The sequence below is a fragment of the Methylobacterium sp. E-045 genome (assembly GCF_022829685.1).
Lineage (GTDB): Bacteria > Pseudomonadota > Alphaproteobacteria > Rhizobiales > Beijerinckiaceae > Methylobacterium.
Map to the genome: position 1 here is coordinate 1 of NZ_JAKSYE010000125.1, position 16,959 is coordinate 16,959.

At 66.8% G+C, this 16,959-nt stretch carries 19 protein-coding genes; 4 read left to right on the top strand and 15 right to left on the bottom strand.

Annotation, left to right across the window (positions count from 1 at the left end):
- A partial coding sequence (locus MKK51_RS23260; RefSeq protein WP_243981451.1) for a hypothetical protein occupies positions 1-232 on the top strand: 232 nt, incomplete at its 5' end.
- A gap of 167 nt (positions 233-399) precedes the next feature.
- Here the strand turns inward: MKK51_RS23260 and hpnK are convergent.
- The 5 genes from hpnK to MKK51_RS23285 all read right to left on the bottom strand — a co-directional run bounded on the left by hpnK (position 400) and on the right by MKK51_RS23285 (position 5,985).
- Positions 400-1,248, bottom strand: coding sequence for a hopanoid biosynthesis-associated protein HpnK (hpnK, locus tag MKK51_RS23265; protein ID WP_243981456.1), 849 nt, complete (start codon positions 1,246-1,248; stop codon positions 400-402).
- Positions 1,249-1,408: 160 nt separating this feature from the next.
- Positions 1,409-2,842: a hopanoid biosynthesis associated radical SAM protein HpnJ gene (gene hpnJ / locus MKK51_RS23270; protein WP_243981458.1), complete on the bottom strand. Its 1,434-nt coding sequence runs from the start codon at positions 2,840-2,842 to the stop codon at positions 1,409-1,411.
- Between the two features lie 57 nt (positions 2,843-2,899).
- Positions 2,900-4,114, bottom strand: a complete 1,215-nt coding sequence (hpnI, locus tag MKK51_RS23275; protein WP_243981460.1) for a bacteriohopanetetrol glucosamine biosynthesis glycosyltransferase HpnI — start codon at positions 4,112-4,114, stop codon at positions 2,900-2,902.
- A gap of 105 nt (positions 4,115-4,219) precedes the next feature.
- Positions 4,220-4,843 (bottom strand): phospholipid-binding protein MlaC, encoded by a 624-nt coding sequence (locus MKK51_RS23280; RefSeq protein WP_243981462.1) that lies wholly within the window; start codon positions 4,841-4,843, stop codon positions 4,220-4,222.
- Positions 4,834-5,985, bottom strand: a complete 1,152-nt coding sequence (locus MKK51_RS23285) for a flippase-like domain-containing protein (RefSeq protein ID WP_243981464.1) — start codon at positions 5,983-5,985, stop codon at positions 4,834-4,836. The genes MKK51_RS23280 and MKK51_RS23285 overlap by 10 nt, the downstream gene beginning before the upstream one ends.
- A gap of 213 nt (positions 5,986-6,198) precedes the next feature.
- Between MKK51_RS23285 and MKK51_RS23290 the strand changes: the two genes are divergently transcribed.
- Positions 6,199-7,380 carry an amidinotransferase gene (locus MKK51_RS23290; protein ID WP_243981466.1) on the top strand — a complete coding sequence of 394 codons (1,182 nt, stop codon included), beginning with the start codon at positions 6,199-6,201 and terminating at the stop codon, positions 7,378-7,380.
- A 145-nt stretch (positions 7,381-7,525) separates the two neighbouring features.
- Positions 7,526-8,416: a MipA/OmpV family protein gene (locus tag MKK51_RS23295; protein ID WP_243981468.1), complete on the top strand. Its 891-nt coding sequence runs from the start codon at positions 7,526-7,528 to the stop codon at positions 8,414-8,416.
- Positions 8,417-8,574: 158 nt separating this feature from the next.
- Here the strand turns inward: MKK51_RS23295 and MKK51_RS23300 are convergent, their stop codons facing one another.
- From MKK51_RS23300 to MKK51_RS23340, 9 genes are all read right to left on the bottom strand, one after another.
- The gene (locus tag MKK51_RS23300; protein WP_243981470.1) at positions 8,575-8,808 is read right to left on the bottom strand and encodes a hypothetical protein; all 234 of its coding nucleotides are present in this window, start codon (positions 8,806-8,808) and stop codon (positions 8,575-8,577) included.
- Between the two features lie 74 nt (positions 8,809-8,882).
- Complete coding sequence (locus tag MKK51_RS23305; RefSeq protein ID WP_243981472.1) at positions 8,883-9,494, bottom strand: glutathione S-transferase family protein; 612 nt, start codon at positions 9,492-9,494, stop codon at positions 8,883-8,885.
- 129 nt (positions 9,495-9,623) lie between these two features.
- On the bottom strand, positions 9,624-10,805 hold the full coding sequence (locus MKK51_RS23310) for a chlorophyllase/cutinase-like alpha/beta fold protein (RefSeq protein ID WP_243981474.1): 1,182 nt from the start codon (positions 10,803-10,805) through the stop codon (positions 9,624-9,626).
- A gap of 158 nt (positions 10,806-10,963) precedes the next feature.
- Positions 10,964-11,173 carry a hypothetical protein gene (locus tag MKK51_RS23315; RefSeq protein WP_243981476.1) on the bottom strand — a complete coding sequence of 70 codons (210 nt, stop codon included), beginning with the start codon at positions 11,171-11,173 and terminating at the stop codon, positions 10,964-10,966.
- Positions 11,174-11,285: 112 nt separating this feature from the next.
- Positions 11,286-11,720: a response regulator gene (locus tag MKK51_RS23320; protein WP_243982223.1), complete on the bottom strand. Its 435-nt coding sequence runs from the start codon at positions 11,718-11,720 to the stop codon at positions 11,286-11,288.
- A gap of 236 nt (positions 11,721-11,956) precedes the next feature.
- A complete protein-coding gene (locus tag MKK51_RS23325) occupies positions 11,957-12,793 on the bottom strand; it encodes a dienelactone hydrolase family protein (RefSeq protein ID WP_243982225.1) in 837 nt (278 codons plus the stop codon).
- Between the two features lie 133 nt (positions 12,794-12,926).
- Positions 12,927-13,388 carry a hypothetical protein gene (locus MKK51_RS23330; protein ID WP_243981478.1) on the bottom strand — a complete coding sequence of 154 codons (462 nt, stop codon included), beginning with the start codon at positions 13,386-13,388 and terminating at the stop codon, positions 12,927-12,929.
- A 158-nt stretch (positions 13,389-13,546) separates the two neighbouring features.
- Positions 13,547-14,032 (bottom strand): DUF192 domain-containing protein, encoded by a 486-nt coding sequence (locus tag MKK51_RS23335; protein WP_409565753.1) that lies wholly within the window; start codon positions 14,030-14,032, stop codon positions 13,547-13,549.
- Positions 14,033-14,045: 13 nt separating this feature from the next.
- A complete protein-coding gene (locus MKK51_RS23340; RefSeq protein WP_243981480.1) occupies positions 14,046-14,663 on the bottom strand; it encodes a cold-shock protein in 618 nt (205 codons plus the stop codon).
- A gap of 446 nt (positions 14,664-15,109) precedes the next feature.
- On the opposite strand from MKK51_RS23340, the gene MKK51_RS23345 reads away from it, so the two are divergent.
- Complete coding sequence (locus MKK51_RS23345; RefSeq protein WP_243981482.1) at positions 15,110-16,147, top strand: heparan-alpha-glucosaminide N-acetyltransferase; 1,038 nt, start codon at positions 15,110-15,112, stop codon at positions 16,145-16,147.
- A 102-nt stretch (positions 16,148-16,249) separates the two neighbouring features.
- Here MKK51_RS23345 and efp read toward each other — a convergent pair whose 3' ends face one another.
- Positions 16,250-16,816: an elongation factor P gene (efp, locus tag MKK51_RS23350; RefSeq protein WP_243981484.1), complete on the bottom strand. Its 567-nt coding sequence runs from the start codon at positions 16,814-16,816 to the stop codon at positions 16,250-16,252.
- Between the last annotated feature and the right edge of the window lie 143 nt (positions 16,817-16,959).

Consider the following 16,959-nt stretch of genomic DNA (forward strand, 5'->3'; position numbering starts at 1 on the left):
CACCGGCACCGCCTTCGGCTCCCTGGTCCTGTCGAGCCATCCCGGCACGGCCAGCATGGGCAAACTCCTCGCCCTGGCGCGGGTCTTCACCCTCGTCGCCGCGTTCTTCGTGGTCCCCGCCTTCCTCGGTCCGCCGCCGAAGAGGCCGGACCCGAAGCGCCCCGAGGGCGGGGATGCCGGGTCGGGGTGCAGGCCGGCTAAGTCCGATCCCGTGCCGGTGAAGGAGGGCTGAGGAACGGGCCATGAAAAAAGACGGCCTTCGCATCGCGCGGCGGCCGCCTTGTCTTTGCCGGGGCCTAGAGCATTTTCAAGCGAGGTGGACGCCGGATCGCGTGAAGAAAATGCGGCTACACAGCAGGGTAGAGCATTTGCAGTGATCCAGCGATTACGGAAACTGCTCTAAGAGAAGTCCGAAAACCCGCCCCTCACCGCCCCGGAATCCGCCAGGGCCGCGATCGTCTCCGGCGCGATCAAGGCGTCGCGCTCGGCGGCATAGGCATAGCCCGGCGCCGCGCCCGGAAAGCCGCCGCCCGTGGCGGGATGGGTGTACAGCTCGGTGAGGCCGTCCGGCAGGTGGCGCAGGAGCCCCGCCACGCGCTGCGGCGTCATCGCGCCCGACCATGCCAGCCCCAACGTGCGATCGGGGATCAGCAGGCCCGCCTGACGGGCGCGGACGGCGAGCAGGCCGGCCCAGGGGGCGATGTCGAGGGCGGGTTTCGGATTGGCTCCAGGCTCGGCGGCGCGCAGCACGGCGCGCGGCTCGCGCGGCACCCGGATCGCCCGCATGCCATAACCGCGGCCGATCGCCAGAATGCGGCCGGCGATGAGCGGATGCACATGGAAATGCTTGTGGGCGTTGACGTGGTCGAGGGGGAGGCCCGTCGCCTTGTACGCCTCGAACTGCGCCGTGATCTCCGCCGAGAGCTGACGACGCGCCGACGGCTTCACGGCGAGGTCGAGGCCGAGGCGGCCCATGTCGCTGCGGATGAGGCCATCCGGTCCGACGAGGTCGGGCAGGTCGCCGGCGGGCAGGGTCGGCCACGCTTCCACCATGACGAGGTGGAGGCCGACGCGCAGGGACGGCAGGCGCCGGGCGCGTGCGACCGCATCCGCGGCGGCGGGCGCGCCCACCATCAGGCTGGCGGCCGTGAGGATGCCCCCGCGATGGGCCTGCTCCACCGCCTCGTTGACCGCCAGGCTCAGGCCGAAATCGTCGGCGGTGACGATCAGGCGTTTCTTATGGGCCACGCTCAGTCCTCGTCGGGGGAAGCCGCTCCGCCACCGGGCGCCGATGCGGCAACGGCTTCTTCGCCTCTTGCCCGCCCCTCGGCGGTCGACCCGGTGTGAGCCCGGAACGAAAACGGCCGGGCAGCGAGCCCGGCCGTCATGTGTTCCTGCAAACGGACGCTCAGGCGGCCTTGGCGGTGCCCTGGCGCTCCTTGAGGAAGCGGTAGAACTCGACGCCCTCGCGCAGGCGGCGCTTCATCATGTCGGGCGAGCGGACCATCTCGGAGACGATGGAGGCGATCTTCGGGGCGCGGAAATAGAATTTACGGTAGAATTCCTCCACCGCCGCGAAGATCTCGGAATGCGACAGGTGCGGGTAGTGGAGCGGCGCGATCTGCACGCCGTTCTCGTCGACGAGCTCGGCGTTCGCGACATCGAGCCAGCCGTTCTCCACGGCCTGCTTGTAGAGGAAGGTGCCCGGATAGGGCGCAGCCAGCGAGGCCTGGATCGTGTGCGGGTTGATGCGCTTGGCGAAGGCGATCGTCTCCTGGATCGTCTCACGGGTCTCGCCGGGCAGGCCGACGATGAAGGTGCCGTGGATGGCGATGCCGAGGTCGTGGCAATCCTTGGTGAACCGCTCGGCCACCTCGACGCGCATGCCCTTCTTGATGTTGTTCAGGATCTGCTGGTTGCCGGATTCGTAGCCGACGAGGAGCAGGCGCAGGCCGTTCTCCTTGAGCACCTTCAGCGTATCGCGCGGAACGTTCGCCTTGGCGTTGCACGACCAGGTGACGCCGAGCTTGCCGAGTTCGCGGGCGATCTCCTCGGCGCGGGGCAGGTTGTCGGTGAAGGTGTCGTCGTCGAAGAAGAACTCCTTCGTCTGCGGGAACTCCTTCAGGCAGTACTTGATCTCCTCGATCACGTGCGCGACCGAGCGGGTGCGGTAGGTGTGACCGCCCACCGTCTGGGGCCAGAGGCAGAAGGTGCAGCGGCTCTTGCAGCCGCGGCCGGAATAGAACGAGATGTAGGGGTGCTTGAGGTACCCGATGAAGTACTTCTCCATCTGGAGATCGCGCTTGTAGACGCTCGTGACGAATGGAAGCTGATCCATGTCGGTCATGATCTCGCGGTCCACGTTGTGGATCACGACACCGTTGGCGTCCCGGTAGGACAGTCCCTTGATCTCGGACATCGGGGTGCCGTCGGCGACTTCCTTGACGGTGAAGTCGAACTCGTTGCGGGCACAGAAATCGATGCAGGGGGCCTGGGCCATGGCACCGGCGGCATCCACCGCGACCTTGGCGCCGATGAGCCCGGCGATGAGCTTCGGGTTGGCGGCCTTCAGCGCCTCGACGGTCTTCACGTCGGACTTGAACGACGGCACCGAGGTGTGGAGCACGACCAAGTCGAAGTCGTTGGCCTGGGCCACGATCTCGGCGAGCTTGATGTTATGGGGCGGCGCGTCGATCAGCTTCGAGTTCGGCACCAGGGCGGCCGGCTGGGCGAGCCAGGTCGGGTACCAGAACGACTTGATCTCGCGCTTGGCCTGGTAGCGGGAACCGGCGCCGCCGTCGAAGCCGTCGAAGGTGGGAGCCTGGAGGAAAAGCGTGCGCATGGGGTTCAAGGCCTCAGCGAGAAAGGAAAAGGGCGGGCGGGACGCTAAAAGCGAAGATCAGAGCGAGGATGCACCAGCATCGTGGCCGAGGCTTCGCTCGGGGATCAGTGTGCCATCTGCAACCACCCGATAATCGTGACCTTTCCATGTCACCGCCCCCGAGACGAAGCTCCAGGAGAAGTTCATGAAGGAGAGGATGTCGCGAATCGGCAACAGCCAGTAGGGGTGCGGAGCGAGGCCGAAGGCGCGCTCCAGGCGGACGCAGAGGATGATGCGGCAGGCAAGGGCCAGGGCCGCCACCACGAGGCCGCTCGTATCGGCGCCCGGGATCAGGGCGCCGATGAGGGCCAGCGGGAAAGCATGGGTGACGATGGAACCGGCATAGCCGGCCGGATCGACGTTGCGGATGGTCCGGTTCCAGCGCAGCTCGTGCTTCCACAGGCCGGCGAGATCGGTGTCGACGCAGGTATGCCCGATGGTGAAGGTCGGGATCGCCACGAGGCCGCCCTTGGCGCGAAGGGCCTCGCCCACGGCGTAGTCGTCCGCGAGATCGTCGCGGAAGGCCTCGAAGCCGCCCATTTCCGCCAGGGCCGTGGTGGTGAACGCGATGGTCGAGCCGAAGCAGGGCTTGGCGAGGCCGAGCGAGGTGCCCATCACCACGTTCGGCAGGAACTGCACATCGATGGCCAGGGCCGAGAGATGGGCCCAGACTCCGCGATGGGCCGGCACGCCGTGATAGAGGCAGGTGACGCCGTTCACGCCCGGTTGCCCTAGTTCGGCGACGATCCGGTCGAGGTAATCGGGCCTTGCCACCATGTCGCTGTCGGCCAGCACGATCACGTCGTGGGCGATCTGGGCTGACATGTTGATGAGGTTGGAGACCTTGCGGTTCGACCCGTGCTGACGGGCGTCGATGACGAGATCGAGCTTGAGGGCCGGATAGGCTTCGGTCAGGCGGCGCACCACGGCGATCGCCGGATCCGTTGCGTTCTGGACACCGAACACCACCTGGACCGGTCCGGCGTAATCCTGACGGCAGAAGGTCTCGAGGTTCTCGTAGAGATTGGGCTCCATGCCGCAGAGCGGCTTCAGGATGGTGACCGAGGGACGTGCGGCGTTCGCCGGCATGACCGGGACGGGGCGGCGTGCATAGCGGCCCGCCAGGAAGGCCGCCGTCAAGCCGTAGATGCAGCCGGCCAGGGCCATGAACTGGAACACGAGCGAGAGCCAGTTCAGGCTCGCCGAAGGCAGATCCGTCAAGGTGAGGTCCATGATGGTCGATGCTCGGTCACGGTTTGGATGATGGTGCCGCAGGGACGGGAAGACGGCACGGGTGGGGTCGTTGGGCCAGGCCCGGCGAGGGCGTCTGGCCTGCGTCTAAGGCTTTGGTTTGGCGGCGAGCATCGCCGCCGTCCGATCGCGAAGGAATTTCAGCAGGCTCTCCGCGCCGCCACCCTTCAGCGGATCGGCGAAGCTGCCGCGCATGGCGGCGATCTCGCTGACGTTGCCGTTGAGGTAGACGTCCTGGATCCGGTTGCCCGAGCCGACGAGGTAATCGACCTGCGAGGCGTCGCCCTCCGCATTGGCGACCTCGGTCTGGACCACGCGGTTCTGACCGCGTGCCTCGCTCTCGGGCTTGATGTCGAACTTGCCGCCGGCGGCCTGGGACAGGCGGGTGGCGTAGGTCGCGGTGAAATACTGTTTGAAGGCTTCCGTCAGCGCGCCCTGCTGCTCGGGCGTGAAGCCCTTCCACTTCGCGCCCACGGCGATCCGCGCCATGGTGGCGAAGTCCATGCTCTGGTCGAGGACCGGGCCGATGACGAGCGCCCGGCTCTTCACATCGGCCTCGGGCGCCTTGAGCGCGCCCTCGAAGCTCGCATAGAGCCCGCGCACGGTCTGCACCGCCGCATCCTCGGCGGCGCGGACAGCCGTTCCCGACAGGAGGGTGACGGCGAGGAGGGTCGAGGCGGCGAGCCCCGATGCGAAGCCGCTCACGCGCATTTCCGCAGCGTCCCCATATCGCTCTCCATCGACCGCAGAACGGTGTGGTTTCCCGCGAGATTGGCGGGCACCCGCGACACCGGCATGGTGTCCAGGCTCACCGCGCGGGCGATGTCGCCCCCGGCTCTCGATGTCCCCTGCTCCGCGGACACCTGGTCCGGGGAGGTCCGGTCTTCCGTGTCCGGCGCGTCCTTCTTGCCTTCCATGAAGTGCCAGGCCACCAGGCCGGGCACGCCGACCATGAGATCGGCCAGGCGCTTTACCAGGGAGAGCGCCAGGGCGGCTTCGGCGGGGATGTCGAAGATCGCGCAGAGGGCGATGAGGCCGCCTTCCTGGGCGCCGAGGGCGCCCGGCACGGCGAAGGCCGCGCCGCGGACCGCCTGGGCCAGGCTCTCGATGACGATGGCCTCGGCCACGGTCACCGGATAGCCCATGAAGTGCAGCGCCACGTAGACCTCGGCCGCGCCGATGATCCAGCCGATCATGTGCACGCCCATGGCGCCGATGACACGCCTGGGCGAGGAATAAAGTCTGCGCAGGCCGTCGTAGAGCACGTCGACCGCGCCGAGGGCGCGCCATTCGCGGGCGGCAGCGAAGCGGTTCAGCATGGCCTGGATGACCCGGTGACCGCTGCGGCGTTGGATCAGGAAGAAGGCGCCGAGGGCCGGCGCGGCGATGGCGAGACCGCCGGCGACGGTGCGCACCACCGGACCGTCGCCATGCAGCCAGGCGAGGAGGGCGACGCCGCCGACCGTGAAGAGGAACTGGGTGACGGCCTGCGTCATCAGGTCGACGAACATGCTGGCGCCGGCAAGGCCCCCCGATACGCCGCGCTGTGCCAGGAGCCGTGCGCCGACGAAGTCGCCGCCGACCTGGGCCACGGGAAGGAGCGTGTTGATGCCCTCGCGGACGAAACGCAGGGAGACGCAGTTCCACAGGCTCGGGCGTTCGGCCCGCGGGAACACGGCGAACCAGCCGAGACCGGCCCAGCCCACGGCGACGGCGCGTGCCACCACGACGATGGCGGCCCCCCAGCCGGCGCTCACCACCGCGGCGGCGACGTCATCCAGTCCCGATGACAAGAACAGGCCTGCAACCGTGCAGAGGCCGACGATGAGGGCCAATGTCGTCAGACGCTTCATGATCCCCCTTCGACCGTCGGCGCGGACGATTTTTTTAGAGAAATTCACCGACCCTCCGGACGAAAAACCTTCCGGAAAACGTTGGCATCATCGGAAGTTGCAGCTTTGGATTTCGTTGTCTATCACCCGATAGACACAGTGCGGGCCAAAGCGGCGATGGGGCCTGAGCCTCGAAGAAACAGCCGCATCAAAGGCGCCACTAAGGGACGAATGATGGACCGCGAAGCTTTCACCACGGCCGGGGATGCCGTGCTCGCCGACGCGCAGATCGATGCCTACGACACCAGTTCGGCTCCCTATCGCGGCACCCCCGCCCCGAAATCGCCGGTCATGGCATGGAACGAGTGGGACCCCCTGGAAGAGGTGATCGTCGGCAGCCTCGACGGCGCGACCATCCCCTCCCACCACCTCACGGTGATCTTCAACCTCCCGCGTGCCGCGCAGCCGTTCTATCGGTTCGCCGCGGGTTTCCGCTATCCGAAGTTCATGAAGAAGCTGGCCCAGGCCGAGCTCGACAACTTCATTTCGATCCTCGCCGGCGAGGGCGTGAAGGTGCGCCGTCCCGACACGGTGGACTTTTCGCGCAAGTACAATGCACCGCGCTGGTCGTCCCGCGGCTTCTGCGTCGCCTGCCCGCGCGACCCTTACCTCGTCATCGGCGACGAGATCATCGAGAGCCCGATGTGCTGGCGTTCGCGCTACTTCGAGGGCGATGCCTACCGTTCGCTGTTCAAGGAATATTTTCGTAACGGCGCGCGCTGGACCTCGGCGCCGCGGCCGCAATTGACGGACGAACTCTACAATTACGACTACCGCGTGCCGAACCTGAAGGCCGGCGAGCCGATGCAGTTCACGGTCAACGAGTTCGAGCCGGTCTTCGACGCCGCCGACTTCGTCCGCTGCGGCCGCGACCTGTTCGTCACCCGGTCCAACGTGACGAACCTGATGGGCATCGAGTGGCTGCGCCGCCATCTCGGTTCGGGCTTCCGCATCCACGAGATCGAGAGCCGCTGCCCTCAGCCGATGCATATCGACTCGTCCTTCATGCCGCTGGCGCCGGGCAAGGTGCTGGTGAACCCGGACTATATCGACGTCGAGAAACTCCCCGTCGTGCTGAAGACGTGGGACGTGCTGATCGCGCCCCGCCCCGACCCGGTGGAGGGCTTCATGAGCAAGATCTCCATGTGCTCGCCCTGGACCTCGATCAACGTGCTCGCCATCGACGAGAAGAAGATCGTCGTCGATGCGAGCCAGCCGACCTTGATCAGGGCGCTGAAGGATTGGGGCTTCGATCCGATCCCGGCTCCGTTCCTGTCCTACGGGCCGTTCGGCGGCTCGTTCCACTGCGCCACGCTCGATGTGCGCCGCCGCGGTGCTCTGAAATCCTATTTCTAGGAGCAAGGGCTCTGGCGCGTCGAAAGACGGCGCGGCAGAGCCAGCCCTCGCTCGACGTGCTTCCTTGGACACACCGATACGGAAACTGCGGCCTCGCGCGGATTACGGGGTGATGCATTAGGGAATCGTGTCCACAACCGGCGTCATGGATACACTGACCCCGACGCCGCGATCGCACCATGGTCAACGGAACCGCGCCGCCTCAGCCGGCGCGGCGCTTGCCCTAACGGCTTGTCTCGCATCCGGGACCGGCGCCCTGGCGGCCGACCTGATCGAGCCGCAGCGGCCTCCGACATTCGTTGCCCTCGACCAGAACCTCTGGATCGTCACGGTGACCGCCAACATCCAGGCGACGCCGCGATATCCGGGTTCGGACGACTACACCGCCATCGGCTATCCTTCGATCAGCATCAGCAAGGTCGGCGATCCGGTCCGGTTCTCGTCGCCCGACGACGGTATCAGCTTCTCCTTCTACGACTCGTCCAAGGTCCATGTCGGCGTCACCGCCCGCTATGTCCCCGGTCGCTATTACGGCGACGACCGTCGCAACCTCTTCGGCCTGCGCGACGCGCAATACGCGATCGAGCCCGGTGTCTTCCTCGAATACTACCCGGTGGAATGGCTGCGGACCCGCGCCGAACTCCGCCACGGCATCTTCGGTCACCACGGCTTCGTGGGATCGCTCGGTGCCGATGTGATCCAGCCCTTCGACCGCTGGCAGGTCTCGATCGGACCGCGCTTCAATTTTGGCGACGAATCCTTCGCCAAGCGCTATTTCGGCGTCCAGCCATTCGAATCGGCGCTCAACGGCGGGTTGAGGCCGTTCAAGCCGGACAATTACTTCACGGTCGGCGCGCTCGGGGCCCTCACCTACACGTTCAACGAAACCTGGGCGGTGACCGGATATGTCGGCTATAACCGGATCGTCGGATCCTCGTCGAACAGCCCGCTGGTCTCCGGCCGCTACGGCACGCCCAACCAGTACACGTTCGGCATGAAGGTGAATTACAGCTTCACCACGCAGCCCTGGTTCTAAGCGGGCTTCGGGGACTTGGTCCCCGGTTCCGCGACGTCGAGCGGCGACACTTCACAGAGCCGCGCCGTGTAAAGCGTCGGCGCGCCGACGCGAACCAGCTCGGGGCAACGAACCGGTTTAGGCAAACAGGCCCGAGTTAGACCGTCCGGGCCGCCGTATCACCCGGCGGTACGGGTCCGGACTTTGCCGTCCGGGACCGGCGGCGTCGCGAGTGCCCGTCGCCACGTGAATCCGGCGAGGGCGATGGCGAGCCCGTATTGCAGCAACCCGTTCTCGGCGAGGTCGGCCGGCGCCATGTGTGCCTGAATCCCCCAGCGCGTCAGGGCATTGAGCAGGATGAGCCCGGCACAGAAGGCGGCGGCGGTGATCAGGGCGGCGACGAAATCGGGCATGGCACGACCTCCGGAGAACCGGATTTCGAACTAGCAAGGCGTGCGCCAGACCGTCTCGGCGAACGAGTTCCGGTTCAGGCCGCCGGCGGCTTGGTCGCCGTCATGGCAGGGTGCGCGGCAAAGCTCGTGAACCAGGCCGCCAAGTTCGGGTGTGCCTGCGTCCAGCCGAGTTCGGCGAAGCGCAGATCGAGATATCCGAGGGCGCAGGCGATGCTGATCGTCCCGATATCGACCCGGTCCCCGAAGCGTCCCGCCTGTCCGTCGAGGGCCGCCAGCGCGCTCAGGATCTTCGCCTCCTGGCCGCCCATCCAGCCGGCCGAGCGTTCGGATGGGTCACGGACCGTGAGTTCGTAGCGGATCAGCAGGGCCGCATCGAGGATGCCGTCGGCGATGGATTGCTCATTGAGCGCCGCCCAGCGGGCGGGACCGGCCGGGGGGAACAGCCCTCCCCCGGAGCGGGCATCGAGATATTCGCAGATCACCCGGCTGTCGGCCAAGGCGTGGCCCTCGTCATCGAGGAGTGTCGGGACCTGCGCCAGGGGGTGATGGGCGAGGATGGTGCCGTCGCGTTTCACCGGATGCGCGGCGCTCGGCAGGAGCTCGATACGCTCGACGATGCCCAGGACATGAGCACAGGCCATGACCTTCCGCGCGAAGGGCGAGAAGTGCGAATGGAACAGCTTCATCGGGACCTTCCAGGCTCGGGGCGTGGGCGTGAGGGGAATAGGTCCGCTTTCGGGAAAAGCCGCTGAGAAGGCAAGCCCCTGAGGAGGCAAACCCCGGCGGCCTCGCGATCATGGTCGAAGGGGCCGAGATCAGGGCCGGCGCGCGGGCTTGGGCTTGGGCGGTGCACCGGAGGCGGGTGCCGGGGCCACCGGCGCGACCACCCGGGCGGGGCGCGGTGTTTCCACGGCGAGACGTTTCACCGGCCAGCCGTCGCTCCAGCGCTCCATGTCGCTGAGGCGTGGGTTGGCCTTGAGGGTCGTCGGATCCCCGCCGAACGCCGCGGTCGCGGCCAGATCGAACGTTTTCCAGTAGGCGAGATAGTCGAGGCTGTCCGCGCGGGAATTGTTGAGTTGCGCCAGCAGCGTCGTCTGTTCGCCGGTCAACGACATGTCGGCCGACCATTTGAACGGGGCGGGCGGTTGCTTGGGATCCTTCGGCGGTTCCGGCGGCAGCTTGATCGCGCCCCCATCATAGGCGGTGTCCACGGCGCCCGGCGACGTCAGCGTCGCCGTGAGCGACGGGAATCCGTGATCGTCGGACAGCGCGCGGATGAACAGCTTGCGCTCCGGCGCCACCGCACTCGCCTCGCGCAAGAGGCGCCTGGCGGCGAGGTCGGCCGCGCGGGCATCCCGGTCGCCGATGACGGTGATGACCAGGGTTTCAGGATCGATCTTCGACAGGTCACGCAGCACGACGCCCCTGGATTTGGCATCGCTCGCGATCCCGCCCGGCATGATCGCGAAGACGAGGCGAGGCACCGGCAGGCCCGCCTCCCCGGCATCGGCGGCGAGGTTGGCCGCGATCGGCGCACCCGCGAGGTGGCCGATGAGGGCGACGCGCTTCAGGTCCGGCTTGGCATCGGGATCGGTCTCGAGATCCGCGAGGGCGGCCTTCACCAGTTTCTCGGCGTTGGCGGTGGCATCGGCCGGCCTCGTCCGGTTGATCTCCTGGAAGCGCGGGAACACGACGAGATATCCGGCCCTGGCAAGGTGATCGATCCATGCCCCGTAAGGCTGCGGATTGGGCGAACCCCAGGCGTGGAGGAAGACGACCACGGGTCGCCCCTCCGCGGGGGCGGCACCGGCCGCATGGAAGATGAAGCTCGCCGCACTGGGCCGACCGAGCGCCCGTTTCACGATGGAAACGGAGCGGTCTCCGACCCCACCCGGACCGTCGGCGGGCTGATTGGGCGGTGTCGCGCCGAGGACCGGTTCGCACAGCGACGCGACGACGAGCGACGCGCCGAGAACGAGGCAGGCTTTCAAACGCATGACGGGCTCGTCAGATCGATCCGGAAGGGCGCGTCCGGAATATCAGGTTTCCGGCGAGGAAGGCGAGGCGATCCAGGCCTCGCGCCAAGTCCTGAGGGGTTGCGTCATTCGGGCCGCACCAACGACGCGATCCGGATCATGACGCGAGGGACAGGGCCCTATCGCTTGGCCGCACCGGCGCTGCGTTTCTCATCGATCCGCGCTGCCAGGCGAAGCAGTTCCTCGGGCATGGAATGATCGATGACCTCGCTGTAGAGCACGCGCAGATCTTCACCGACCTTCTGCATCATCCTCGACTCCGAATAGACCGTATACGATTGGTCGGATCGATTGATATTGGCCATGGCCATAGCGGCGGAAGTGGTCATGTGAAGCTCGTCAGATCGGATTCCAGCATACGTGGACTGTCGTTCCAACGGCTGGAGCCCGCGAAGTTTCCCCTTAAACTAGGATAATTTCGTCCGAGGGCCGAACCCGCCATCAGGGAGAGGTCCCGCCGATCCTGTCGATGCCCGGACCTTGCTCAGGCGTGCGACCCGCGGCCTCCTCGACCCAGGCCAGGATATCCGACGCCCGCCACGGCTTCGGGATGAAGGTCGCGGAAACCCTCAGGTCGCTCGGCTGGTCGCCGGCATCGCCGGACGTGAGCAGAACCCGTACACGGGGCCAAGTGACACCGATGATCCGGGCGAGTTCGAAACCACCGATGGGACCGGGAGTGCGCACGTCGGAGAAGACGACGCTCACCGCGCCATCCTTCTCGTTCAAAATCGCCAAGGCTCGCTCGGCGGTTTCCGCTTCGATGACGCTGAATCCGGTCTCTTCCAGTAATGCAGCCGCGAGGAATCGCTCGTCGGGCTCGTCCTCGACCACGAGGATTACCGGTTTCGCGCCCGATGGATTCACAGCACTCATGGGTCCGGAACGCTCTTCAGGGCTGACGACCGCATCGGCCGCCACCCCAGCAACGCTATGTAGTCCTGCCCGTCAATGTGTCGATCCGGCGCTTGGATCATGAATTTCGGCGGGTCGACGCCGAAGAAACATGATCACTGTGCCGGTTTCTCAATTCTAGCAGAGGGAACGCTCTGCCGGGAGAGGCCGGAATGCCCCGCTACGCCATTTCCGGCGCCGGTGCACCGCGGTACGATTTACCCGACCCCGTGGCTTTTAAGGAACGCCAGAGCGCGAGCCCAACCCTGCTCTGCGCTGTCCTTGCGATAGCTCGGCCGGTAATCGGCGTGGAATCCGTGCGGCGCGTCGGGGAAGACGACGAGTTCGACGCTGCGCCCTGCGGCGTTCGCCCGGTCTCGGGCTTCCTCGACACTGGCCACGGGGATGCCCGTATCGGCGCCGCCGTAGAGGGCGAGAAGCGGCGCATGGAGATCGGTCGCCACGTCCCCCGCGGTTTTCGGCTGAAGCTCCGTGCGGTCGCCCCCGAGGGGGCCGTACCAGGCCACCGCCGCCTTCAGGTCACGTCTGTGCGCCGCGTAGAGCCACGCCCCGCGTCCTCCACGGCACCATCCCATCGTGCCGATCCGCTCCGGGTCGGCTTTCGAATCGGCGACGGCCCAGGATGCCGCCGCATCGAGATCCGCGATCCACTGGGCGTCCGGCGTCTTCAGGATGATGTCTCGGACGATCGCCTTCACATCCGTCATCGTCGAAAGATCGCCCTGCCGCGCGTAGAGTTCGGGCGCGACCGCGCAATAGCCGGCCTTGGCCAGACGGCGGCAGACGTCCTTGATGTATTCGTGGACCCCGAAGATCTCTTCGATGACGAGGATCAGGGGAAACGGACCCGCTCCCTCGGGCATCGCCCGGTAACCCGGCATCGGCCCGTCGGCCGCCGGAATCTTCACCTCGCCGGCGACGAGACCGCCGGAATCGGTCGTGACGACCTGCGCCTGCGCATTCGCCTCGGCCAGGGTGAACCCGGCGATGAGGCTCGTCATGACGAAGCCCCGTCGCGAGAAGGGCGGGACCATGAGTCCGTCGAGACCGCCCAGACCCGTGCTGCGCTGGTCCTTGTTCGTCCCGTGATCGTCCATGGGAAACCCTCCTGCCCGGCGCCCTACGACGCGTCCTCAGGGAACTAGGGCATCCCGGGGAGAGGTCACGTCAGGACAGGGACACCCGCGCCATCTCGGCCTCGTCCTTTCGTCCGGCGCCATGGCGATGGAGGGCGGGACGGCCGTCCGTCAGGGCGGGCTTCCGCCGGGCAATGGATGTCGGACGCACCATTTCCGCCAGCTTGGTGAAGCCCTCGCTGCCGGACTGACCACCCTGCCCCATTCGAAGACCGAAGCCGGTGACGAAGGACTGTGCCAGCGCCTCGTCGCGCTCGATGTCGAACAGATCGGCAGCCGCATGGAAGGCTTCACGGAACGGGCGCAGGAAGCACCAGCTTTTTTCCGCGAGATGGAGCGGCCATTCCCACAGGCCGGTCTCGGAGCGTCGCCCCAAGCCGTCGCGCCCGATGAAATACCCGGTCTCGCGATGCTCCAGACCATCCGCGATCACGCGCCAGTCGGCATTCTCGAACAGGACCACATCGTCGCCTGACGCCGCGAGGTCGATCATCGCGTTCCCCTTGCCATCGTGGAGGAGCGCGCTGACGCGGGCTCGCTCGCTTCAAGAACAATGAGGGAACATTGGTGGGAAACGGAACGGGCGTCAAGCCGGTTGTTCACCCTGCGTTCGCATCGCTCCGGCGGTCGAGGAAGGCCGATCCGCTCTGTTCAGCGCGATCCGAACATCGGGTGCTCGACCCGGTCACCGGCCTTGATGCCGAGCTTCGCCGTCGTGCCGGCATTCAGTTCCAGCACCGCCAGCACCGGGTCGCCCGACGGGATGATCTTGGTCGACAACGGCTCGGTATTGGTCGCGATCCGGGCGATGCTTCCATCTGGGCGGATGAAGAGCATGTCGAGGGGCAGATAGGTGTTCTTCATCCACATGGCGACACGCTCGACCTTCTGGAAGTCGAACAGCATGCCGTGCTCGGGCGGCATCGAGCGGCGGAACATCAGGCCGCGCGAGCGCGATTCGTCGTCGCGCATCACCTCGACGGAGAAACCGTGCCGCACGCCCCTGCCGGTGATCTCCAGCGGCTCCGTCGCCGCGATCTCCTGAGCCGTGGCCGCGCCGAGGCCGGCCAGGATCGCCACCAGGATCAGGAACGCGCGCAGGGGCGCGAACGAGCGAACGTCGTGGAACGGTGTCACGTGGGTCAATCCGTCAGTGGGAGGCAGGCAGCGCGCCGTCCAGAAGCCGAACCTCGGCCGCCATCTTGCCCTTCGAACCGTCGCCGTACCGAACGAGAACGGTCTCGCCGGGCTTCAGTTCGGCGATTCCGTAGCGACGCAACGTCTCCATATGGACGAAGATGTCGGGGGAGCCGTCGCCACGGCTGAGGAAGCCGAACCCGCGCAGGCGGTTGAACCACTTCACCACGGCCGTCTCGAGTCCGCTCGTCGGCGTGACGCTCACATGGGTGCGGGGCATGGGGAGTTCGGACGGGTGCGTCGCGGTCGACTGGTCGAGGGAGATCACCCGGAAGGCCTGCCATCCCCGCGGGCGCTCGGTGGCTTCCACCACGATCCGTGCGCCCTCGCTCGCCGCCTGGTGTCCATCGCGGCGGAGGCAGGTGATGTGGACCAGCACGTCGGCGGAGCCGTCGTCCGGCAGGATGAAGCCGAACCCCTTCGAGACGTCGAACCACTTGATGCGTCCGGAAACCTCGACGAGGTCTAGGGGGCGCTGAGCCTCTCCGTCGGCGAGATCGGTGCGTCGGCCGTCGACCGATTCTCCCGAGGCGTGAAGCCCATGCGGGCCTGATCCGACATCGTCCGACATGTAAGCAACCCACACCGAATCACGCGTCGCGATCCGCACCACAGATTAACAAAGTCACAACCCGGCGGAAGCCCGTTTGACCCACATCGACTGCGACGATTGATACATTCTTCAGCATATCGGCTCGCGCGCAACAAACCGTCCCGGACGTGGCGCCGGGGCCGAATCCACTCCGGGTCATCCGGCGCAATCCCTCCCTGCCAGAGGAGCCGGATCGTGGTCCGGCCGATCATGATCGGTCGCCATCGCATTCGGAAAAAGCCCTGCTTGCGTTGACCGCGCCGGAGCGAACGGGTGATCCCATGATTGGCGGTGCCCTTGCGTCGGGCTCATGACCGGCGATAGCCAACGCGGATGATCCAGTCAGTCCACGTCGCGCTCGGGCCTGCGCTCCGCCCGCGCTCCTCGCACCTTTCCGAACGGCCCCCCCATCGGAGGCCGGGCGCATGAGCACTTCGACGGCGAGCCCCATTTCCGGTTCCGAAGCGCCGGCATCCCCCGCCCGGTTCCGCGAGACGCGGCGGTTCGACCTCATCGACGGGGCGCGCGGCGTCGCCCTGGTGGCGATGGCCGCTTACCACACCACCTGGGATCTCGGATATCTGGCGCTCACACCGGAGAACTACGCCCTGGCGCCGCTCGGCAAGGTCGCGGCCCATCTCATCGCGGGCTCGTTCCTCGTGCTCGTCGGCATCGGCCTCGTCCTGATGAACCGGGATGGCCTGCGGCCCCGCGCGTTCCTCCTGCGGCTCGCGCGGATCGGCATCGCCGCCCTCCTCATCACGGCGGCGACGCTCTACGCCTTTCCGGACAGCTATATCTTCTTCGGCATCCTGCACTGCATCGCCGTGTCGAGCGTGCTCGCCGTGCCGTTCCTGCGGGTCTCGCCGGTGGCAGCGTTGGTGGTCGGCATCGTCGTGCTGGCCACGCCGGCCGTGATGGCGAACCCCGACTATCACCTCGCCGTCTTCGACGATCCGATCCTGAGTTTCCTCGGCCTCGGCATGCTGCCGCCCCGCACCAACGATTACGTGCCTCTGTTTCCCTGGTTCGGGCTGGTTCTCCTGGGGCTCGCCCTGGCACGCCTCGGATTGCCGGCCTTCCTGCGCAGCGGCCTGTCGCGGTGGCGGCCGGGCTCGCTCGCCTCGCGGGGGCTGGCCCTGGCCGGGCGCCACAGCCTCGCGGTGTATCTCGTGCACCAGCCGCTGCTGCTCGCGCTGCTCACGGGCGTCGTGGCCGTGACCGGTCCGCATCCGAAGGCCGGCCTCGTCGCCTTCCGTCAGGATTACCGCACCCAGTGCGAGGCGACCGGGGGCAATGCGCAGACATGCCGGGTGGCCGCCCGCTGCGTCGCCGATGCCCTCCAGCGCGAGAATCTGTGGGCGATCAAGGGGCGGAGCTTCACCGTGGAGGAGCGGGCGAAGGCCCAGGCTCTGTCCCAATCCTGCTACGACACGGCCGATGGTCCGACCGTATCACCGTGAGGCCGTCCTGAACGAACGGCACCCGCCTCGCCGGGGAAGCGGGTGCCCGAGCCTTCGAGGCATGAGCCTCGATCGCCCGACAGGCTCAATGACCCAGGGATCTCAATCCTTGGCGCGTTCCACATAGGAACCGTCTTCCGTCAGGATGACCACCCGGGTGCCCACTGCCACATGCGGCGGCACGGCGGTGCGCACGCCGTTGGACAGGATCGCCGGCTTGTAGGAGGAGGAGGCCGTCTGCCCCTTCATGGCCGGCTCGGTCTCGGTGATCTCGAGGGTGACGCGCTGGGGCAGTTCGATCGTGAGCGGCACGTCGTTGTGCGAGGCCAGCATCACCTTCATGCCTTCCTGCAGGTAGGGCGCGGCGCTGCCGACCACGTCCTTGGGCACCGCGACCTGATCGTAGGTCTCGGGGTTCATGAAGTGGTAGCCCTCGCTGTCCTCGTACAGGAAGGTGTGCTCGCGGTCCTCCACGAAGGCGCGTTCCACCGATTCGGTGGTGCGGTAGCGCTCGGACACCTTCACCCCGTCGGTGATGCGGCGCATGTCGAGCTGCGTCACGGGGGTGCCCTTGCCGGGGTGGATGTTCTCCACCGTCAGGATGACGTAGAGCTTGCCGTCCTTGTCGACGACGTTGCCCTTGCGGAGCGTAGAGGCGATCACCTTCACGGGGTCAGATCCTGTTCGAGACAAACCATGCGATGCTCCGGCGCGGATTCGGCCCACGGAAGCGACATTTGTGTCCCGCCACTATCCTATCCGGCCGCGTGTTGCCAGCAGCACGGCGCCGGCACGCGCATTTGACGTGCCGG